Origin of the sequence: Tissierella sp. (assembly GCF_032104385.1) — a bacterium.
Lineage (GTDB): Bacteria > Bacillota > Clostridia > Tissierellales > Tissierellaceae > Tissierella.
Map to the genome: position 1 here is coordinate 12,796 of NZ_DAMCHJ010000016.1, position 16,952 is coordinate 29,747.

Consider the following 16,952-nt stretch of genomic DNA (forward strand, 5'->3'; position numbering starts at 1 on the left):
GGATAATATTAAATCATTTAAAACTTATATTCCAAATTGGTATAGGGAGTGATTATATTGAATATGAAAGAAATAGAAAAAACATGTCCCCTTTGTGGAAAAGATAATAATTGCCAACATGGTGAAGAAGAGTGTTGGTGCCATACTGTTAAAATACCAGCAGCCATATTAGACATGATTCCTAAGGAGAAAAAAGGTAAAGCTTGTGTATGTAAGGAGTGTATTAATAAATATAAAGAACAATTGAATAGATAAATATAAATTTATAAAAAGAAAATATTTTACTTTAATATAGATTGTTATTATTGTAAATAATAGAGAAATTTTGAAAAAGGTCTTGCATTTAATCATATTCATATGTTATTATAAGACAATTTAATTTGCTAAAATTTAAATATAAGAAACTTAAAAATACTAAATTTAATTAAATATGACAAAATTATAAATGTATTTATATCAAAAGAGGTGTAAAATAATGGCAGATAAAAAAATAAGAGATTATGGAATTAATATAGGTACTTTTGCAACAGGAAATAATAACTCTATTACCGATGTAAAAGGTGTAAAGGTAGGTCATACTACAATAAATGATGGAGTTATAAAGACAGGAGTAACTGCAATATTGCCACATGAAGGTAATATTTTTAAAGACAAGCTAATAGCAGCATGTCACGTAATAAATGGATTTGGTAAATCTACGGGACTTATACAAATAGAAGAATTGGGTACTATAGAAACACCTGTTATTCTTACCAATACACTTAGTGTTGGTACAGCCCATGAAGCTTTAGTAAAATATATGCTGAGTCATAATGATGACATTGGTAATACAACTGGTACTGTGAACCCTATTATCTGCGAATGTAATGATGGAGAGATAAATGATATCAGGGGACTTCATATAAAAGAAGAACATATCTATGAAGCTATAGAAAAATGTGATATTGATTTTGCTGAAGGAAATGTTGGTGCTGGCACAGGTATGATATGTTATGGATTAAAAGGCGGCATTGGTTCATCATCTAGGATTATTGAGCTAGAAAATACCCAATATACATTAGGAGTATTAGTTTTAAGTAATTTTGGTTCATTGAAGGATTTTGTCTTAAATGGGGAGCAGTTAGGTAAAAAGCTAAGTGATAAGATAAAAGATATTAGTATAAAAGAGGACAAAGGATCTATAATTTTAATATTAGCTACAGATATTCCTTTATCATCACGACAAATTAAACGTATAATAAAAAGAGTTTATCCTGGGATATCAAGAACAGGTAGTTATACAGGTAATGGAAGTGGTGAAGTAGTTATAGGATTTTCAACAGCTAATGTAATTAAACATTATGAAGAAGAGGGTATAGTTAATATTCAGGTGATTAATGAAAATAAGATAAATAAGGTTTTCAAAGCAACCGTTGAAGCAACGGAAGAGGCTATATTGAATTCCTTAATATGTTCCCATACTTCTATTGGTAGAGATGGAAAGCCAGTATATTCTTTAAAGGATTTGATATAAATTTTAATTGGAGGAAAAATAGATGTTTGAAATTAATGAGATTTATCATGGATTTAAATTGATAGAAGAAAGTAAGGTAGAAGAATTACAGTCAATTGCAAGGGTTTTTCAGCATGAAAAATCTGGTGCTAGATTACTTCATCTAGAAAACGATGACGATAATAAAGTGTTTTCCATAGCATTTAGAACACCACCAACTGATAGCACAGGTGTTCCGCATATATTAGAACATTGTGTACTATCAGGCTCGAGAAAATACACAACCAAAGAACCCTTTATGGATATGTTAAAAAGTTCTTTGCAAACTTTTATTAATGCTATGACTTTTAGTGATAAGACTTTATATCCTATAGCTAGTAGAAATGAAAAAGATTTTTTTAATTTAATGGACGTTTACTTAGATGCAGTTTTTTATCCTAAGATATACGAATTACCTAGTATTTTCATGCAAGAAGGTTGGCATCATGAATTATTTAATAGAGAAGATAAAATAACTTATAAAGGTGTTGTATATAATGAAATGAAAGGAGCTTATTCATCACCAGAGGAAATATTAGAGGAAAATATAGCTAAGTCATTATTTCCAGATACATGTTATCAGTATTCATCAGGTGGAGATCCAGATATAATTCCTGAACTTAGCTATGAAGCCTTCTTAGATTTCCATAGAAAGTTTTATCATCCTTCCAATAGTTATATATACATTTATGGTAATGGAGATATACATAAAGAACTTTCATTTATAGATGAAAATTATTTATGTAATTTCGATGAAATTAAAGTTGATTCATATATTGAAAAACAAAAACCTTTTAAATTAAAAAATGAAATAAAAGATTATTATCCAATTTCAATTGATGATAATGATGAAAACCGAGATTATCTAAGTCTTAACTTTGTTTTAGGAGATAATTCAGATTTAGAAAGCTATTTAATGAATAAGATTATCGGTCAAGTATTAATAGAATCACAAGCAGCACCTCTTAAAAAAGCGTTGCTTGATGCTGGAATTGGTGAAGATATATTTTCAGCTGATGTTGGAGGATTACAGCAGGGTTTTGGTATAGTTGCAAAAAATACCTCTATAGACAAAAAGGAAGAATTTCAAGAGATTATATTTGATGGTTTAAATAAATTAGTTGAAGAAGGTTTTGATAAGAAGTTAATTGAAGCTAGTATAAATATAGTTGAATATGATTTACGAGAAGCATCTAAGTTTCCAACTAAAGGTATTATTTATAATATTCTATCCTTAAATAGTTGGCTCTATGATGGTAACCCTATAAGTCATCTTCAATATGGAGAAGTCTTAGATAAACTTAGAGAGAATATAAGTACTAATTACTTTGAAGATTTTATTAGGGATAATCTTATTAATAATTCCCATAGCTCACTTGTTGTAATACAACCTAAAAAGGGCTTAGGAGAAGAAAAAGAAAGAGATATAGAAAAGAAATTAGATAAATATAAGGAATCTCTTAGTGAAGAACAGATAGAAGCTTTGATTTTAGAAAATGAGAAACTTAAAGAAATGCAATTATCTGATGATACAGAGGAAGCAAAGGCAACAATACCTAAATTAGCAATATCTGATGTAGACTGGAAAGCTGAGATTGTGCCTCAAAGGGTTATAAAGGATAATGAAATAACTATACTTTTCCATAGTATATTTACAAGTAAAATTGCCTATTTAGATTTATATTTTGATACATCTATGGTAGAAGAAAAACTTATTCCATATATAAATTTATTAGCCGGATTATTAGGGAAATTAGATACAAAAACAAAATCCTATGGTGAATTATCAAATCATATTTATGTAAATACTGGAGGAATTGAATTTGATACTGCTGCAATTATTAGAGATGAGAAAAATCATAGGTTTAGTCCTAAATTTATTGTAAGTGGGAAGGCATTAGGAAATAATATTCCTAAGTTAATACAATTGATTGCAGAGTTAATAAAGGAAACAAAGCTGGAAGATCATAAGAGAATTAAGGAATTACTTCACCAAATAAAATCTAGAATAGAAATGAACATATTTAATAGGGGTAATGCTGTTGCCGCTGGAAGAGTAAGTTCCTATTTTTCAGCATCATGGAAATATATGGAGAAGTTAAAGGGCTTGGATTTCTATTGGTTTGTATCAGATATAATTGAAAGATTTGATGATAACAAGGAAGAAATAATATCTAATCTAAATGAAGTCTATAGTATGATATTTAATAGAAATAATTTAATTATCAGTTTCACAGGAGATGAAGAAGATTTATCTATTGTAAGAGATAATGTACAAATAATAACTGAAATATTATGCAAAGAAGAATTCATAGAGAAGCAATATGGTTTTACTGAAGAAAGATTAAATGAAGGGATACTTTCATCTGCCAATGTTCAATATGTGGCTAAAGGATATAATTTTAATAAGCTTGGCTATGAGTATAATGGTAGTATGAAGGTCTTGGCTACTATATTAAATGGAGACTATCTGCATAATAGAGTTAGAGCCCAGGGAGGAGCTTATGGCGTTGGTATAAACTTTGAAAGAACAGGACATATGACTATCTTTTCTTATCGTGACCCTAATCTTAAAGAAACTATATCTGTATATGATAATATACATGAGTATGTTGCTAATTTAAAATTAAATGAATTGGAACTAACTCAATTCATTATAGGAACTATAAGTAGATTAGAACCAGCCATGACACCTCATATGAAAGGACAATTGCAAACTAGCAGATATATATCAAATATCATTAATGAAGATGTTCAAAAAATAAAAGATGAGGTTTTATCAACTAAACTTGATAATATTAAATCATTTGCTCCACTACTTGATTATACAATGAAACAAGATTATCTATGTGTATTAGGCAATGAAAACAAGATAAAAGAAAACAAAGAGTTATTTAACAATTTAGTAAGATTAATGAAATAAAGATAAGGGGACATGGTATATATACCATGTCCTAGTTTGAAATTAATAAGATAAAAAAATCTATAGGAGGTGAAGTATATAATGGATACTATTGGAATTATGGGAGCCATGGAGCTGGAAATAGAATTACTAAAGAATAAGCTAAACATAGATAGAAAGGAGAATATTGCAGGATTTGATTTTTATATAGGCTCCATAGATGGAAAAAACACTATAATAACTTGTTGTGGAGTTGGAAAGGTAAATGCGGCTTCCTGTACACAAATTTTAATTGATAGATTTGGTGTGGATGGTATTATAAATACGGGCATTGCCGGAGGATTGCATGAATCAGTTAAAATATGCGATGTGGTAATATCTAATAATGTTACCCATCATGATGTAAACAAATTTCAGATGGAGAAATTTTTCCCCTATAAAAATTGTTTTGAGGCAGATGAAAGATTAATAAAAATTGCTAAAAATGCATGTGAGCTGTATAAAAGTGAGAATTGGAATTATCATATTGGAAGAATAATTAGTGGAGAAGGCTTCATTAAAGATAGTGAAATAAAGAGAGGTTTAATTAGAGATTATTCACCACATTGTGTTGAAATGGAAGGCTCTGCAATAGGACATGTGGCTCATATAAACAAGATACCCTTTGTTATTATTAGAAGCATATCGGATAATGCTGATAATGATGCTTCTAATAGTTATAATGAATTTGAAACTATTGCAGCCAATAAATCAGCAGAAATAGTTTTGAATATGTTACCAATGCTTTAGGTAATCCTATTTTCAGGGAGCTGGAAACTTAATTATTATAAAACTATGGAAAGTGAGAAATCATATGAAAGCATATATTGGAATAAAATATCATGAAGATTATAGAAATGAAGCAATTCTTAATAAGATTTCATCAACTCTTGAAAAAATAGGATACAAGACTAGTTGTATTGTCAGAGATATAGAAAACAGCGGACAAGTAGAATATAATCCTCAAGAGTTAATGGAATTAACCTTTAAAGAAATAGACAAATGCAATTTAGTTGTTATTGATCTAACTGAAAAGGGAGTAGGTCTAGGTATTGAAGCAGGATATGCCTTTGCAAAGGGTATCCCGATTATTACCATAGCCAAACAGGGGTCAGATATTTCTGAAACATTGGTAGGAATATCTAAAAGAGTACTTTTCTATGATGATATTGAAGACATAGATGTGTGTTTAATAAATTTTAAGTAATGGGGGAATTTCATATGTATTATGGAGAAAAAGTAAAATTAAGAGCATATAAAAAAGAAGATATTAAATTAGCTTATGAATACATGAACGATAGTGAAGTAAAAAGACTATTAGTAAATAAAATACCTTATCCAATGATATTGGAACAAGAAGAAAAATGGTTTGAAAGTCTTATGGACTCTAAAGATCTTTATAACTTTGCAATAGAAGATTTAGACACAGGAAAATATATTGGAGGATGTGGAATAAACAATGTGAATTGGTTAAATAGGATAGCAACCATAGGAATATATATCGGAGATAAAAATTATTGGAGTAAAGGCTATGGTACAGATGCAGTAAGAACTTTAAATAAATTTATATTTGAGCAAATGAATATAAATAAAATAAAATTAAATGTATTTTCATTTAATGAAAGGGCAAAAAAATGTTATGAGAAATGTGGCTTTAAAGTTGAAGGAGTTTTAAAACAGGAACTTTTTAGAGATGGCAAATACTGTGATGAATATATTATGGCTATATTTTTTGAAGATTGGTGTAAGGAAAGCCAAAGGAAATAACATTAAGATAAAACTAAATAAAGCAATCTGGAGGGAGAAAATGTTTTTTGTATTTGGAATATCCACAAAGGAAAAAGATATTGACTTTGTACAGACTATTATATGCCCAAGCTGTAGTTCTTATGGACGGTTAGAAGTGTTTATGACTTATACATATTTTAGCTTATTTTTTATTCCTATTTTCAGATGGAATAAGAAATATTATGTAAGAAGTACTTGTTGTGGTAGTATATATATAATAGATAATAATTTAGGACAGGCTATTGAGAGGGGAGAGAAGACAAGCATTAAAGAATCTGATTTACATCCTATAAATATAAATTACCATAAAGAACAAGTCTGTCCAAATTGCAATTGTTCTATTGATGAAGATTTTGAATATTGTCCTAAATGTGGAAGAAAACTTTAGAAAGTTTATTGGACAAGATAAAATGGAGGGTTGAGTTTGAAGATATATATAACTAGACATGGAGAAACTCAATGGAATAAGGAAGGAAGGCTCCAAGGATGGAAGAATTCTAACTTGACTGAAAAAGGTATTAGAGATGCTAAAAAATTGGGGGATAGATTGAAAGATATTGATTTTGATTGTATTTATTCTAGTCCTCAAGGAAGAGCATTAAATACAGCCAAGTATATTAGGGGAGATAAAAATACCAAGATAATTACATTAGATTCTTTGAAAGAAATGGGATTTGGGAAATGGGAAGGAATGGAAAGCAGGGAAATACAAGCGCTATATCCAACGGAGTATTTTAATTTTTGGAATAAACCTCATTTATATAAGCCAGTGGAAGGGGAAAGTTTTGATGAGTTATTTAATAGGATAAAAAATACATTAGATCAAATAATAGATAAAAATGTTGGGGAAAATGTTTTGATAGTATCCCATGGAGTTGTAATTAAAGCAATTTATTCAATTATTAAAAGATATCCACTGGAAGAGTTATGGAGTTCCATTTTTATAGAAAACAATTCATTAACTATAGCAGAAGTAGTAAATGGCAATATTAACCTTATATTAGAAACGGACACTTCTCATTTGCAAGAATAATATTTTTATATAGGAGTTGATAATATGACTATAGAAAAATTAAAATCAATCATAGATGGTAGTGACAATATAGTATTTTTTGGAGGAGCTGGAGTATCTACTGAAAGTAATATACCCGACTTTAGGTCTGCAGCAGGGCTTTATACTACATCAAAGAACTATAAATATCCTCCGGAATATATGCTAAGTCATACTTGCTATAAAAGAGATACTAAAGATTTTTTTGAATTCTATAAAGCGAAGATGATTTATACAGAAGCAAAGCCAAATCTAGCTCATATTGCATTAAGAGAACTGGAGAGGAGAGGAAAGCTTAAAGCTATAATTACACAAAATATTGATGGACTCCATCAAATGGCAAAGTCAAAGAATGTACTAGAACTCCATGGTTCAGTACATAGAAATTATTGTATAAGATGTAGTAAGTTTTTTGCCCTTGACTATATATTAGAAAATGAAGAAATTCCAATATGTGATGAATGTGGTGGAATTGTAAAACCAGATGTAGTACTCTATGAGGAGAGTTTAGATATGGATGTATTACATAAGGCTATAGAATATGTCCAAAAAGCTGATGTGTTAATTGTAGGAGGAACATCTTTAATGGTATATCCAGCTGCAAGTTTGGTTGAATATTATAGAGGCAATAAGTTAATTTTAATTAATAAATCAGAAACTCAATATGATGGAAGGGCTTTACTAACTTTCAATAACAGCATAGGAGAAGTGTTAAATAGTATTTTATAAAGAAGAAATGGATTAGAGTCCTTGATTAATAAAGGACTTTAATCTATTTCTAAGTAGATAAAACTAAACAATTGTAAAAAGATGCCGATAGAAAATAAAGACAGATTTACATAAAATTATACAAAATAGTAAGAAAGAAGGGACAAAATTGAAGAAAATTAGCACAAGAATTGTATTAACTGTATTAATTTGCTCTATAGTAATGTCTTTGTTAGTAGGAATTACTAGTATTTTTAGAAGTAAATATGTAATAGAGGAAGAAGTTAAATCCGCTATTAATTATAGGACACAGCTTTATGCGAGAGACTATAATGAAAGTCTAGATTTTTATGAAACTGTAGGAGAGGCTATATATCAAAATATTGATGCTACCATTGATACAAAAAGATTATATGAGGAAGGATATCTTTCTAATTATAGTGACAACTTTTTAGATCCAATGATAAGTAGAATGACTAAAGATGCTAAGGATTCTCTTGGTATATTTGTAGCATTTGATTCTAAGTATACTGGAAGAACAGAAGGAATATGGGCTTCTCTCGATGATAATGGGAATATAAATAAAGCATTGCCTACTGGATTTACTAGTAAGGATGAAAGTAATCCAAAATTTGCTTGGTATTTTGATTGTATAAAACTAGGTAAAGGAATATGGAGTGATATGTATATTAGCAATGCTAACTTAAATGTAATTACATATTCAAGACCAGTTATTGTTGATAATATACCTATTGGTGCAATAGGCATTGACTTAAATGTAGAAGCGGTAGTAAGCAATATAGAAAATATAAAATTATATGATACAGGTTATGCCTTTCTTCTTAATAAAGATTATGACTTTTTAATTCATCCTGAATTTGATAATAGCAATAATTTAAGAAATATAAATGATGGGGAATATAGTTATGTAGCTGATGAAATAGAAAGTAATGATATTGGTATAGTAAATCATAATTTTTCTGGACAAAGGAAAATTATGATATTTTCAAAGTTACAAGATGGTAAGGTCATAGTTTTAACTGTACCAAAGGCTGAAGTGTTAAAAAATATGTATATGACCATCTATATAATTTTAGGAGTTATTATTATATCTGCTATAATGGCAGCTATCTTATCCTTAGTTTTAGGAAAACGAATTTCTAATCCAATAGCAATGACTACTGAAATCCTAGATAGAACATCAAAGTTAGATTTAACTCATATTGAAGAAAATAAAGAAATAAAGAATCTTATCAATAGAAATGATGAAGTAGGGGCCATGTTTAGAGCAACTAAAGTTGTGAGAGAAGAAATGGGAAAAATTATAAAAGCAATAGAGATAACTATGACTGATATTATAGAAAACACTACTAGTTTGACCACAGCTACAAATGAAACTACCCAATCTATAAATGATATGGCAAAAACTGTAGAAGAATTGGCGCAAGCTGCTATGGGACAAGCTGAAGATGCAGAAATAGGCTCAGAAAGATTATATAGACTGGCTAATGAAATAAAGGATGCAGTAGAAAACGGTGAAATAGTAGTGGAAAACTCAACTAGAGCCCAGAAAATAAATGAGGAAGGCTCACAGGCAATGGAAAGCATGGTGGAAAAATTTAATACCACAAATAAAACTACTCAAATAGTTGCTGAAAACATCAATTCCTTGTCGGAAAAGTCGAAATCTATTGTCAGTATACTAAATACTATAATAAATATTTCGGAGCAAACCAATTTATTAGCTTTAAATGCGGCTATAGAAGCAGCTAGAGCTGGCGAAGCGGGTAGAGGGTTTGCAGTGGTAGCTGAGGAAATAAGAAAACTATCTGAGCAAACAGGAGATGCAACTAAGAGTATAGAAGAGATACTAAATGCTATTCAATATGAAGTTCAAACTACAAGAGGAAGCATGGATGAGTCAGAAAAGGCTTTAATTGATGCAGATAATACTTTAGTACAAGTTAAGAATAACTTTGATGAAATATATAAATCTATATTGGCATCTATAGATGCTATAAAACAATTAGATGAAAGGTTGGAAATGGTTGATGGTGAAAAAGAAGATGCTATATTAGCTATTCAAAGTATATCTTCTGTAACAGAAGAAACAGCAGCTTCCACAGAAGAACTATCAGCTTCTATGGAAGAGCAGGCTGCAACAATGGAAACTATATCCAACAATACAGATAATTTAGCTAAAACTATAGAAAAGTTGAATGAATTAGTTAGTAGATTTAAATTATAATGATAAAAACTGAATCAATGTGTTATTTCATTGATTCAGTTTTTATTTTATGATGACTATATTACATTTAATATGAGAAAAGATTTGATATTATTATAGCATTTTCTGTGCTATAATATGTACAAAGTATATTAGAGATATAGAAGTAGCAGAATATATAGGAAAATTAAAAAGTTTAGAATAGTAGTTGATAATTAATATAAGGAGATTTTTGATGAATGAAGTTTTGGATTTATTAAATAGAATTATTTTGGATAACCAAATCACATATGGAGTACTTAGCAATTTAACAATAAAAGATGAAGATGATTTTAGCAAAGTAATTATTAAACCAGTACTTATACAAAAAGGGATGAGATTACAATTTGTCTATGAATATAGAAACAAAGTATTACATAAAAACCTTGAACCTTTGGATTCTATTGATGAGATAGAAAAACTTTTAACCCATAAATTTAAACAGGGTATGATTTTTACAAATAAAGCAGATTATCAAATATTAATAAATAAAAAAGGTGAGGCTGCTATTTTAAAAAAGAAACCTACAAAGAAACAATTGGATTTTTCACATAATAGAAAAAAGTCATATATAATTGAAGATGGAGAGCCTGTTGATTTTCTCATAAGACTTGGTGTAATGAATGAAAATGGCAAAGTAGTTTCTAAAAAATATGATAAATTTAAACAGATAAATAGATTTCTAGAGATGGTATCTGATGTCATTCAAAGAATAAATAAAGACAAGACATTAAATATTGTAGACTTTGGATGTGGGAAGTCTTATTTAACTTTTGCACTATATTATTATCTGGTAAATATTTTAGGTTTAGATGTAAATATAATAGGTCTTGATTTAAAACAAGAGGTAATTGAATTTTGTAATGAAGTGGCATTAGATTTAAATTATGATAGACTAAAATTTATACATGGAGATATAAAGGATTATGAAGGATTAAATAAGGTGAATATGGTAGTTACCCTTCATGCTTGTGATATTGCTACTGATGCAGCATTGGTGAAAGCTATAAACTGGGAGGCAGAGGCAATTCTTTCAGTGCCTTGTTGTCAACATGAATTCTATGATAAAATCAAGAATCCAGTATTAGAACCAATGTTAAGCCATGGAATAATAAAGGAAAAGCTAGCATCTTTAGTAACAGATAGTCTTAGAGCCAATATATTAGAAATTTTAGGATATCAGGTACAACTATTAGAATTCATAGATATGGAGCATACGCCTAAAAATATATTAATAAGGGCTGTAAAAACTAATAATAAGAATAATAAAGAGTCAATAAATAAATATATTGAATTCAAAAAATTTTGGGGGTTAAAAGATTTATATATTGAGAAAGAATTGGGTGAAAAAATAATTGCAAAATTAAATTAAAGAACAACTATATATTCGCTATGATATATTTTATTTAATAGGCAAAATTTAGAAAAGAGGGGGAAAAAATTGAAAAAAATTAGTACAAGAATTATATTAATAGTCTTAGTTTGTTCTATAACAATGTCATTATTAATTGGAATAACCAGTATGTTTAATAGTATAAGAGTAATTGAGAAAGAGAGTAAAGAAAAACTTCTTAATACAGCGAAAATATACTCTGGAAAATTTAATGAAGATTTAGTTCTATTTGAGGGAACATTAAATAATGTATATAAAATGGTCAGTGGATCTATTGATATGACAAGATTAAAAGAAACTGGGTATTTAGATAATTATAGTGAAGCGGTTTTAAAACCCATAGTTAAGGCAATAACTAAAGAAACTCGGAAATGTGCTGGAATATACATAGCCTTAGATCCTAAATATACTGATAGGACAGAAGGTATTTGGATTAAATTAGATGATAATGGAACTTTAATGCAATCTTTACCAGTGGAGATAAAGGGTAAAAAAGAAGACGACCCATCAGTTTCATTTTATTATGATGCTATAAAATCAGGTGTTGGGGTATGGAGTGATCCTAGATTCAATAATGCGAACTTTAACGTAATGACTTATTCTGCACCTATTATTATTGATAATGAAACTCTTGGTGTAATAGGAATAGATTTACGGGTAAAAGACTTAATAAAAGGAGTTGAAGAGATAAAGCTTTATGATACTGGATATGCTTTTATACTCAATAAAAACTATGATTATATAATTCATCCTAGTCTAGATAGAACAAATAATATGAGGACTATAGATGATGGAAGATATGAATATATTGTTGAAAAAATGGAAGAAAATGATGCGGGAATAGTAGATACTGATTTTGGTGGAGAAAAGAAAATTATGGTTTTTTCAAAATTAAATGATGGCAAGGTCATAGCTTTAACTGTACCAAATAGAGAAGTGTTGAAAGATATGTATAGGGCTATCTATATAAACTTTGGAATTATAATTATAGCGGCAGTATTAGCAACAATGATGGCTTTAATTGCAGGAAGAAGAATTTCTGAACCAATAAAATTGGTATCTGAGATATTAAGTAAAACATCTAATTTAGATTTAACTCATTCTGAAGAAACGAAGGAAATAAAATCTCTTGACAATAGGCAAGATGAAGTAGGAGCTATATTTAAGGCAGCAGCAACTTTAAGAAATGAAATGAGAAAGATTATAAGTGAAATTGAAGAAACTACTTTAAATATTGTAGAAAACACTACTAGTTTGACCACAGCTACAAATGAAACTACCCAATCTATAAATGATATGGCAAAAACTGTAGATGAATTGGCGCAAGCTTCTATGGGACAAGCTGAAGATGCAGAAACTGGCTCAGAAAAATTATATAGATTGGCTAATGAGATAAAGGCAGCAGTAGAAGATGGAGAGTTAGTAGTTGAAAGTTCTATTAAGGCTCAGAAGATAAATGAGGACGGCTCAAAAGCCATGAATAATATGGTGGAGAAATTTACTATAACAAATGAAGCTACTAGAATAGTTGCAAAAAATGTTGACTCTTTATCAGAAATGTCACAGTCTATTGGAGGAATATTAAATACTATAATGGATATTTCTGAACAAACTAATTTATTAGCATTAAATGCTGCTATAGAGGCAGCTAGAGCCGGTGAAGCAGGTAGAGGGTTTGCTGTTGTAGCAGAAGAAATAAGAAAATTATCAGAGCAAACTGGACATGCTACTAAAAATATAGAAGATATATTAAATACTATTCAAATTGAAGTAGAAGCTACTAAAGGAAGTATGGTTGAATCAGAGGGAGCATTGGATGATGCTAACAAAACTTTAGAACAGGTTAAAAATGGATTTGAAGAGATATATAGGGCAATACTAATATCAATAGGAGCTATAGAACAATTAGATGGAAGGCTTGAAATAGTAAATAAAGATAAGGAAGATGCCATATTGGCTATACAAAGTATATCTTCTGTAACAGAAGAAACAGCAGCATCTACAGAAGAATTGTCAGCTTCTATGGAAGAACAGGCTGCAACAATGGAGACCATATCTAACAATACAGATAATTTAGCTAAAACTATAGAAAAGTTAAATGGATTAGTGAATCGATTTAAACTGTAATTTCAAAAGATCAAGTCAGTGAATTATTGACTTGGTTTTTTTTCGCGATTTTTTTCCTTATGGTAATATGATATAATAAAGAAAAACTAGGGGGGGATTTTATGTATGGATTCCATATGTTTTCATTTATGGATGCTATTTTTCCATTATTTTTTATATTTATTTTTGGCATGATTATATTTACTATTATAAGAGGAATTAAGGAATGGAATTCAAATAATAAACAGCCAGTATTAACTGTAGCAGCTAAAGTGGTTACTAAAAGAACTAATACTTCAAGACATCACCATGAAAATCATTCATCTACCAGTACATCTTATTATGTTACTTTTGAAGTTGAATCTGGAGATAGAATGGAATTCCATATTTCAGGAAAAGAGTATGGAATGTTGGCAGAAGGAGACATTGGAAAACTTACATTTCAAGGAACGAGATACCATGGTTTTGAAAGGGTAGAATTTGAACAATAATACATTAAGTAATGTAAAGATGGAAAAGATAAGACACCATAGTTTTGAAAGGATGTTTTCATGAGATTGACTAGAGAGTTTTATGAACGAAATACTATAATAGTTGCAAGAGATTTACTTGGAAAGATTTTAGTATATAAAGATGGAGAAAATATATACAAGGGAAAGATAGTTGAAACAGAAGCCTATATAAATGCAAAGGATGATGGAGCTCATTTCAATAAAGGGCTAACTGAAAGGACAAGAATAATAGATGAAGTAGGAGGACATATTTATATCTATACAATATATGGTATGTATCTATGTTTTAATATTGTGGCTGAAAAAAAGGGAGTTCATGGGGCAGTATTAATTAGAGCAATAGAGCCAATAGAAGGTATAGAAAAAATGTATGTGAATAGATATAAAAGAATCTGTGATAATCCAACAAGAAAAGAGATTATCAACCTAACAAATGGACCAGCAAAATTTATTATGGCATATGGTATTACTAAAGAACTCTATGGGGCTGATGTAGTCACCGATTCAAGAATTTGGATAGAGACTGCGCCTAAGTTATCATTAGACCATATTGTAAGAAGTAAAAGAATTAATATAGATTATGCGGAAATGGCAAAAGATTATTTGCTAAGATTTTATATTAAAGACAATCCTTTTGTATCAAAAAAGTAGGACAGAAAGTTCTGCTTTTTTCTTTTATAAAACTAAAGTAGTGGATTCTACCACTTTAGTTTTAATTACTAAAAGTATGGGTAAAATACTTAACATATTTAAAGCGTTAAAAGATAAAATAAACAGGGGTGATCTTGTGGAGAAAACTTTTATTATGATTAAACCTGATGGGGTGAAAAGAGGGCTTATAGGGGAAATAATAGGAAGAATTGAAAGAAAAGGTTATAAAATAACAAGGGCAAGGATGTTTAAACCAAGTAGAGAATTAATAGAAGAACATTATACTGATCATAAAGGAAAGCCATTTTTTGAAGAGCTAATTAACTATATTTCAGAAGAATCCGTTATGGCTATGGAAATAGAGGGGCAATCAGCTATAGATGTCATGAGGATTATGATAGGTGACAAAGATCCTAAGGCAGCCATGCCAGGCACCATAAGGGGAGATTTTGCTAATTCTATTACTCAAAATATAATACATGGCTCAGATTCAATTGTAAGTGCAAAAAGAGAATTAAATTTGTGGTTTGATTAAAACAGCCTTTGGGGTTGTTTTTTAATATACATAATAAATATTCCATCATTCAATAAAAAAGTTCACATTATACTAAATATAATTTATAATAGATAGTGGCAAAAGTCATGATATATGAATAAAGATATAATTATACTATAGAAATTTAATGGAGATGAATATAATGAAGATAATTATTCAAAAATTTGGTGGAACTTCTGTAATGAATGATGAGCGAAGAAATTTAGCTATAGATAAAATTGAAGCAGCAATAGATAAAAACTTAGATCCTGTTGTAGTAGTTTCTGCTATTGGAAGAATGGGAGATCCATATGCAACAGATACATTGATAAATCTTATTAAATCTACGGGAATAGAACCTAACCCTAGAGAATTGGATATCTTAATGTCCTGTGGAGAAATTATATCTGCAACGGTTATGGCGAATACTTTAAAAGCAAGAGGACATAAGGCAGCTGTATTTACTGGAGGTCAAGCAGGAATTATAACAGATGATAATTTTTTAGATGCAAAGATATTAAAGGTAAGTCCTGAAAATATTCTCAAAAGTTTAGAAGAAGGGGTAATTCCTGTAATTACTGGATTTCAAGGGATGACGGAAAATGGAGATATTACTACACTAGGAAGAGGTGGATCTGATGTAACGGCATCTATTATAGGTGAAGCTTTAAATGCTGAGTTAGTAGAGATATATACAGATGTAGATGGAGTAATGACTGCAGATCCTAAAATAGTACCAGATGCAAGGGTAATGGATACTATATTTTATAATGAGGTATTTCAAATGGCAGAATACGGTGCTAAGGTATTGCATCCTAGAGCAGTAGAAATAGCTATGAGATCTAATATACCTATAGTTATTAGAAATACAAATTCAGACTATAATGGTACACTAATTACTAATTATCATAGAACCAGGTCTTATATAGAGGAAGATATGAAACTGATTACATCAGTTGCACATATAAATAATAGAACTCAAGTTAAGATAACGCCTTTTAAGTCTAATTTTGAAAGTAATGAATTATTATTTGATAATATAGCCAAGGCAGGAGTTAGTATTGATATGATAAATATATATCCTGAGCAAATATTTTTTATCATAGATGAAAAACAAGATATATTACTGGAAAAGGTGTTGAAGGAATTAAATTGTGAATATAGTTTAATACATGATTGTACTAAGGTTACAATTATTGGGAATAGAATGAGGGGTATACCAGGAGTAATGGCTAAGGCTGTTTCAGCACTATCTAAGGAAAATATAGAGATATTACAGACATCAGACTCTCATACTACAATTTCTTGTTTAATAGAAAGTCAATATACAAATAAAGCAGTTAATGCATTACACAATTATTTTGAATTAGGGAAGTAATGAAGTAATATAGAACGGTTAATAACCGTTCTATATATTTTTCTTGTAAATATAATGAATTGGTTATAAAATGAAGTAAAATAATAGTTATG

Annotated in this window: 16 protein-coding genes; all 16 read left to right on the plus strand. The window is 29.4% G+C overall.

The genetic code is table 11. The annotated features are described in order from the left end of the window. Positions 1–63: 63 nt before the first annotated feature. The 16 genes from RT714_RS13425 to dapG all read left to right on the plus strand — a co-directional run bounded on the left by RT714_RS13425 (position 64) and on the right by dapG (position 16,860). On the plus strand, positions 64–255 hold the full coding sequence (locus RT714_RS13425) for a cysteine-rich CWC family protein (protein WP_072976721.1): 192 nt from the start codon (positions 64–66) through the stop codon (positions 253–255). Positions 256–475: 220 nt separating this feature from the next. Continuing rightward, positions 476–1,513, plus strand: a complete 1,038-nt coding sequence (locus RT714_RS13430; RefSeq protein WP_313758305.1) for a P1 family peptidase — start codon at positions 476–478, stop codon at positions 1,511–1,513. Between the two features lie 22 nt (positions 1,514–1,535). Beyond that, positions 1,536–4,454: an insulinase family protein gene (locus RT714_RS13435; RefSeq protein WP_313758306.1), complete on the plus strand. Its 2,919-nt coding sequence runs from the start codon at positions 1,536–1,538 to the stop codon at positions 4,452–4,454. Positions 4,455–4,535: 81 nt separating this feature from the next. Continuing rightward, on the plus strand, positions 4,536–5,222 hold the full coding sequence (locus RT714_RS13440; RefSeq protein WP_313758307.1) for a 5'-methylthioadenosine/adenosylhomocysteine nucleosidase: 687 nt from the start codon (positions 4,536–4,538) through the stop codon (positions 5,220–5,222). A 64-nt stretch (positions 5,223–5,286) separates the two neighbouring features. Then, on the plus strand, positions 5,287–5,679 hold the full coding sequence (locus tag RT714_RS13445) for a hypothetical protein (RefSeq protein WP_313758309.1): 393 nt from the start codon (positions 5,287–5,289) through the stop codon (positions 5,677–5,679). A gap of 14 nt (positions 5,680–5,693) precedes the next feature. Then, a complete protein-coding gene (locus tag RT714_RS13450; RefSeq protein ID WP_313758311.1) occupies positions 5,694–6,239 on the plus strand; it encodes a GNAT family protein in 546 nt (181 codons plus the stop codon). A gap of 40 nt (positions 6,240–6,279) precedes the next feature. Beyond that, positions 6,280–6,648, plus strand: a complete 369-nt coding sequence (locus RT714_RS13455) for a zinc ribbon domain-containing protein (protein ID WP_313758313.1) — start codon at positions 6,280–6,282, stop codon at positions 6,646–6,648. A gap of 36 nt (positions 6,649–6,684) precedes the next feature. After that, positions 6,685–7,293, plus strand: a complete 609-nt coding sequence (locus tag RT714_RS13460; RefSeq protein ID WP_313758314.1) for a histidine phosphatase family protein — start codon at positions 6,685–6,687, stop codon at positions 7,291–7,293. Positions 7,294–7,317: 24 nt separating this feature from the next. Further along, complete coding sequence (locus RT714_RS13465) at positions 7,318–8,040, plus strand: NAD-dependent protein deacylase (RefSeq protein WP_313758315.1); 723 nt, start codon at positions 7,318–7,320, stop codon at positions 8,038–8,040. Between the two features lie 148 nt (positions 8,041–8,188). After that, complete coding sequence (locus RT714_RS13470) at positions 8,189–10,267, plus strand: methyl-accepting chemotaxis protein (RefSeq protein ID WP_313758316.1); 2,079 nt, start codon at positions 8,189–8,191, stop codon at positions 10,265–10,267. Between the two features lie 214 nt (positions 10,268–10,481). Then, positions 10,482–11,657, plus strand: a complete 1,176-nt coding sequence (locus RT714_RS13475; protein WP_313758318.1) for an SAM-dependent methyltransferase — start codon at positions 10,482–10,484, stop codon at positions 11,655–11,657. 69 nt (positions 11,658–11,726) lie between these two features. Then, positions 11,727–13,805, plus strand: a complete 2,079-nt coding sequence (locus RT714_RS13480; protein WP_313758320.1) for a methyl-accepting chemotaxis protein — start codon at positions 11,727–11,729, stop codon at positions 13,803–13,805. A 101-nt stretch (positions 13,806–13,906) separates the two neighbouring features. Continuing rightward, a complete protein-coding gene (locus tag RT714_RS13485) occupies positions 13,907–14,275 on the plus strand; it encodes a DUF2500 domain-containing protein (protein WP_313758321.1) in 369 nt (122 codons plus the stop codon). A 60-nt stretch (positions 14,276–14,335) separates the two neighbouring features. Then, a complete protein-coding gene (locus RT714_RS13490; RefSeq protein ID WP_313758322.1) occupies positions 14,336–14,947 on the plus strand; it encodes a DNA-3-methyladenine glycosylase in 612 nt (203 codons plus the stop codon). A gap of 136 nt (positions 14,948–15,083) precedes the next feature. After that, complete coding sequence (ndk, locus tag RT714_RS13495; RefSeq protein WP_313758323.1) at positions 15,084–15,482, plus strand: nucleoside-diphosphate kinase; 399 nt, start codon at positions 15,084–15,086, stop codon at positions 15,480–15,482. A 163-nt stretch (positions 15,483–15,645) separates the two neighbouring features. Then, the gene (gene dapG, locus RT714_RS13500; RefSeq protein ID WP_313758325.1) at positions 15,646–16,860 is read left to right on the plus strand and encodes an aspartate kinase; all 1,215 of its coding nucleotides are present in this window, start codon (positions 15,646–15,648) and stop codon (positions 16,858–16,860) included. The last annotated feature ends 92 nt before the right edge of the window (positions 16,861–16,952 follow it).

Excerpts from the sequence above, each read along its gene's own strand:
- RT714_RS13425 (WP_072976721.1), top strand. The coding sequence starts at position 64 with ATGAAAGAAATAGAAAAAACATGTCCCCTTTGTGGAAAAGATAATAAT.
- RT714_RS13430 (WP_313758305.1), top strand. The coding sequence starts at position 476 with ATGGCAGATAAAAAAATAAGAGATTATGGAATTAATATAGGTACTTTT.
- RT714_RS13435 (WP_313758306.1), top strand. The coding sequence starts at position 1,536 with ATGTTTGAAATTAATGAGATTTATCATGGATTTAAATTGATAGAAGAA.
- RT714_RS13440 (WP_313758307.1), top strand. The coding sequence starts at position 4,536 with ATGGATACTATTGGAATTATGGGAGCCATGGAGCTGGAAATAGAATTA.
- RT714_RS13445 (WP_313758309.1), top strand. The coding sequence starts at position 5,287 with ATGAAAGCATATATTGGAATAAAATATCATGAAGATTATAGAAATGAA.
- RT714_RS13450 (WP_313758311.1), top strand. The coding sequence starts at position 5,694 with ATGTATTATGGAGAAAAAGTAAAATTAAGAGCATATAAAAAAGAAGAT.
- RT714_RS13455 (WP_313758313.1), top strand. The coding sequence starts at position 6,280 with ATGTTTTTTGTATTTGGAATATCCACAAAGGAAAAAGATATTGACTTT.
- RT714_RS13465 (WP_313758315.1), top strand. The coding sequence starts at position 7,318 with ATGACTATAGAAAAATTAAAATCAATCATAGATGGTAGTGACAATATA.
- RT714_RS13475 (WP_313758318.1), top strand. The coding sequence starts at position 10,482 with ATGAATGAAGTTTTGGATTTATTAAATAGAATTATTTTGGATAACCAA.
- RT714_RS13485 (WP_313758321.1), top strand. The coding sequence starts at position 13,907 with ATGTATGGATTCCATATGTTTTCATTTATGGATGCTATTTTTCCATTA.
- RT714_RS13490 (WP_313758322.1), top strand. The coding sequence starts at position 14,336 with ATGAGATTGACTAGAGAGTTTTATGAACGAAATACTATAATAGTTGCA.
- dapG (WP_313758325.1), top strand. The coding sequence starts at position 15,646 with ATGAAGATAATTATTCAAAAATTTGGTGGAACTTCTGTAATGAATGAT.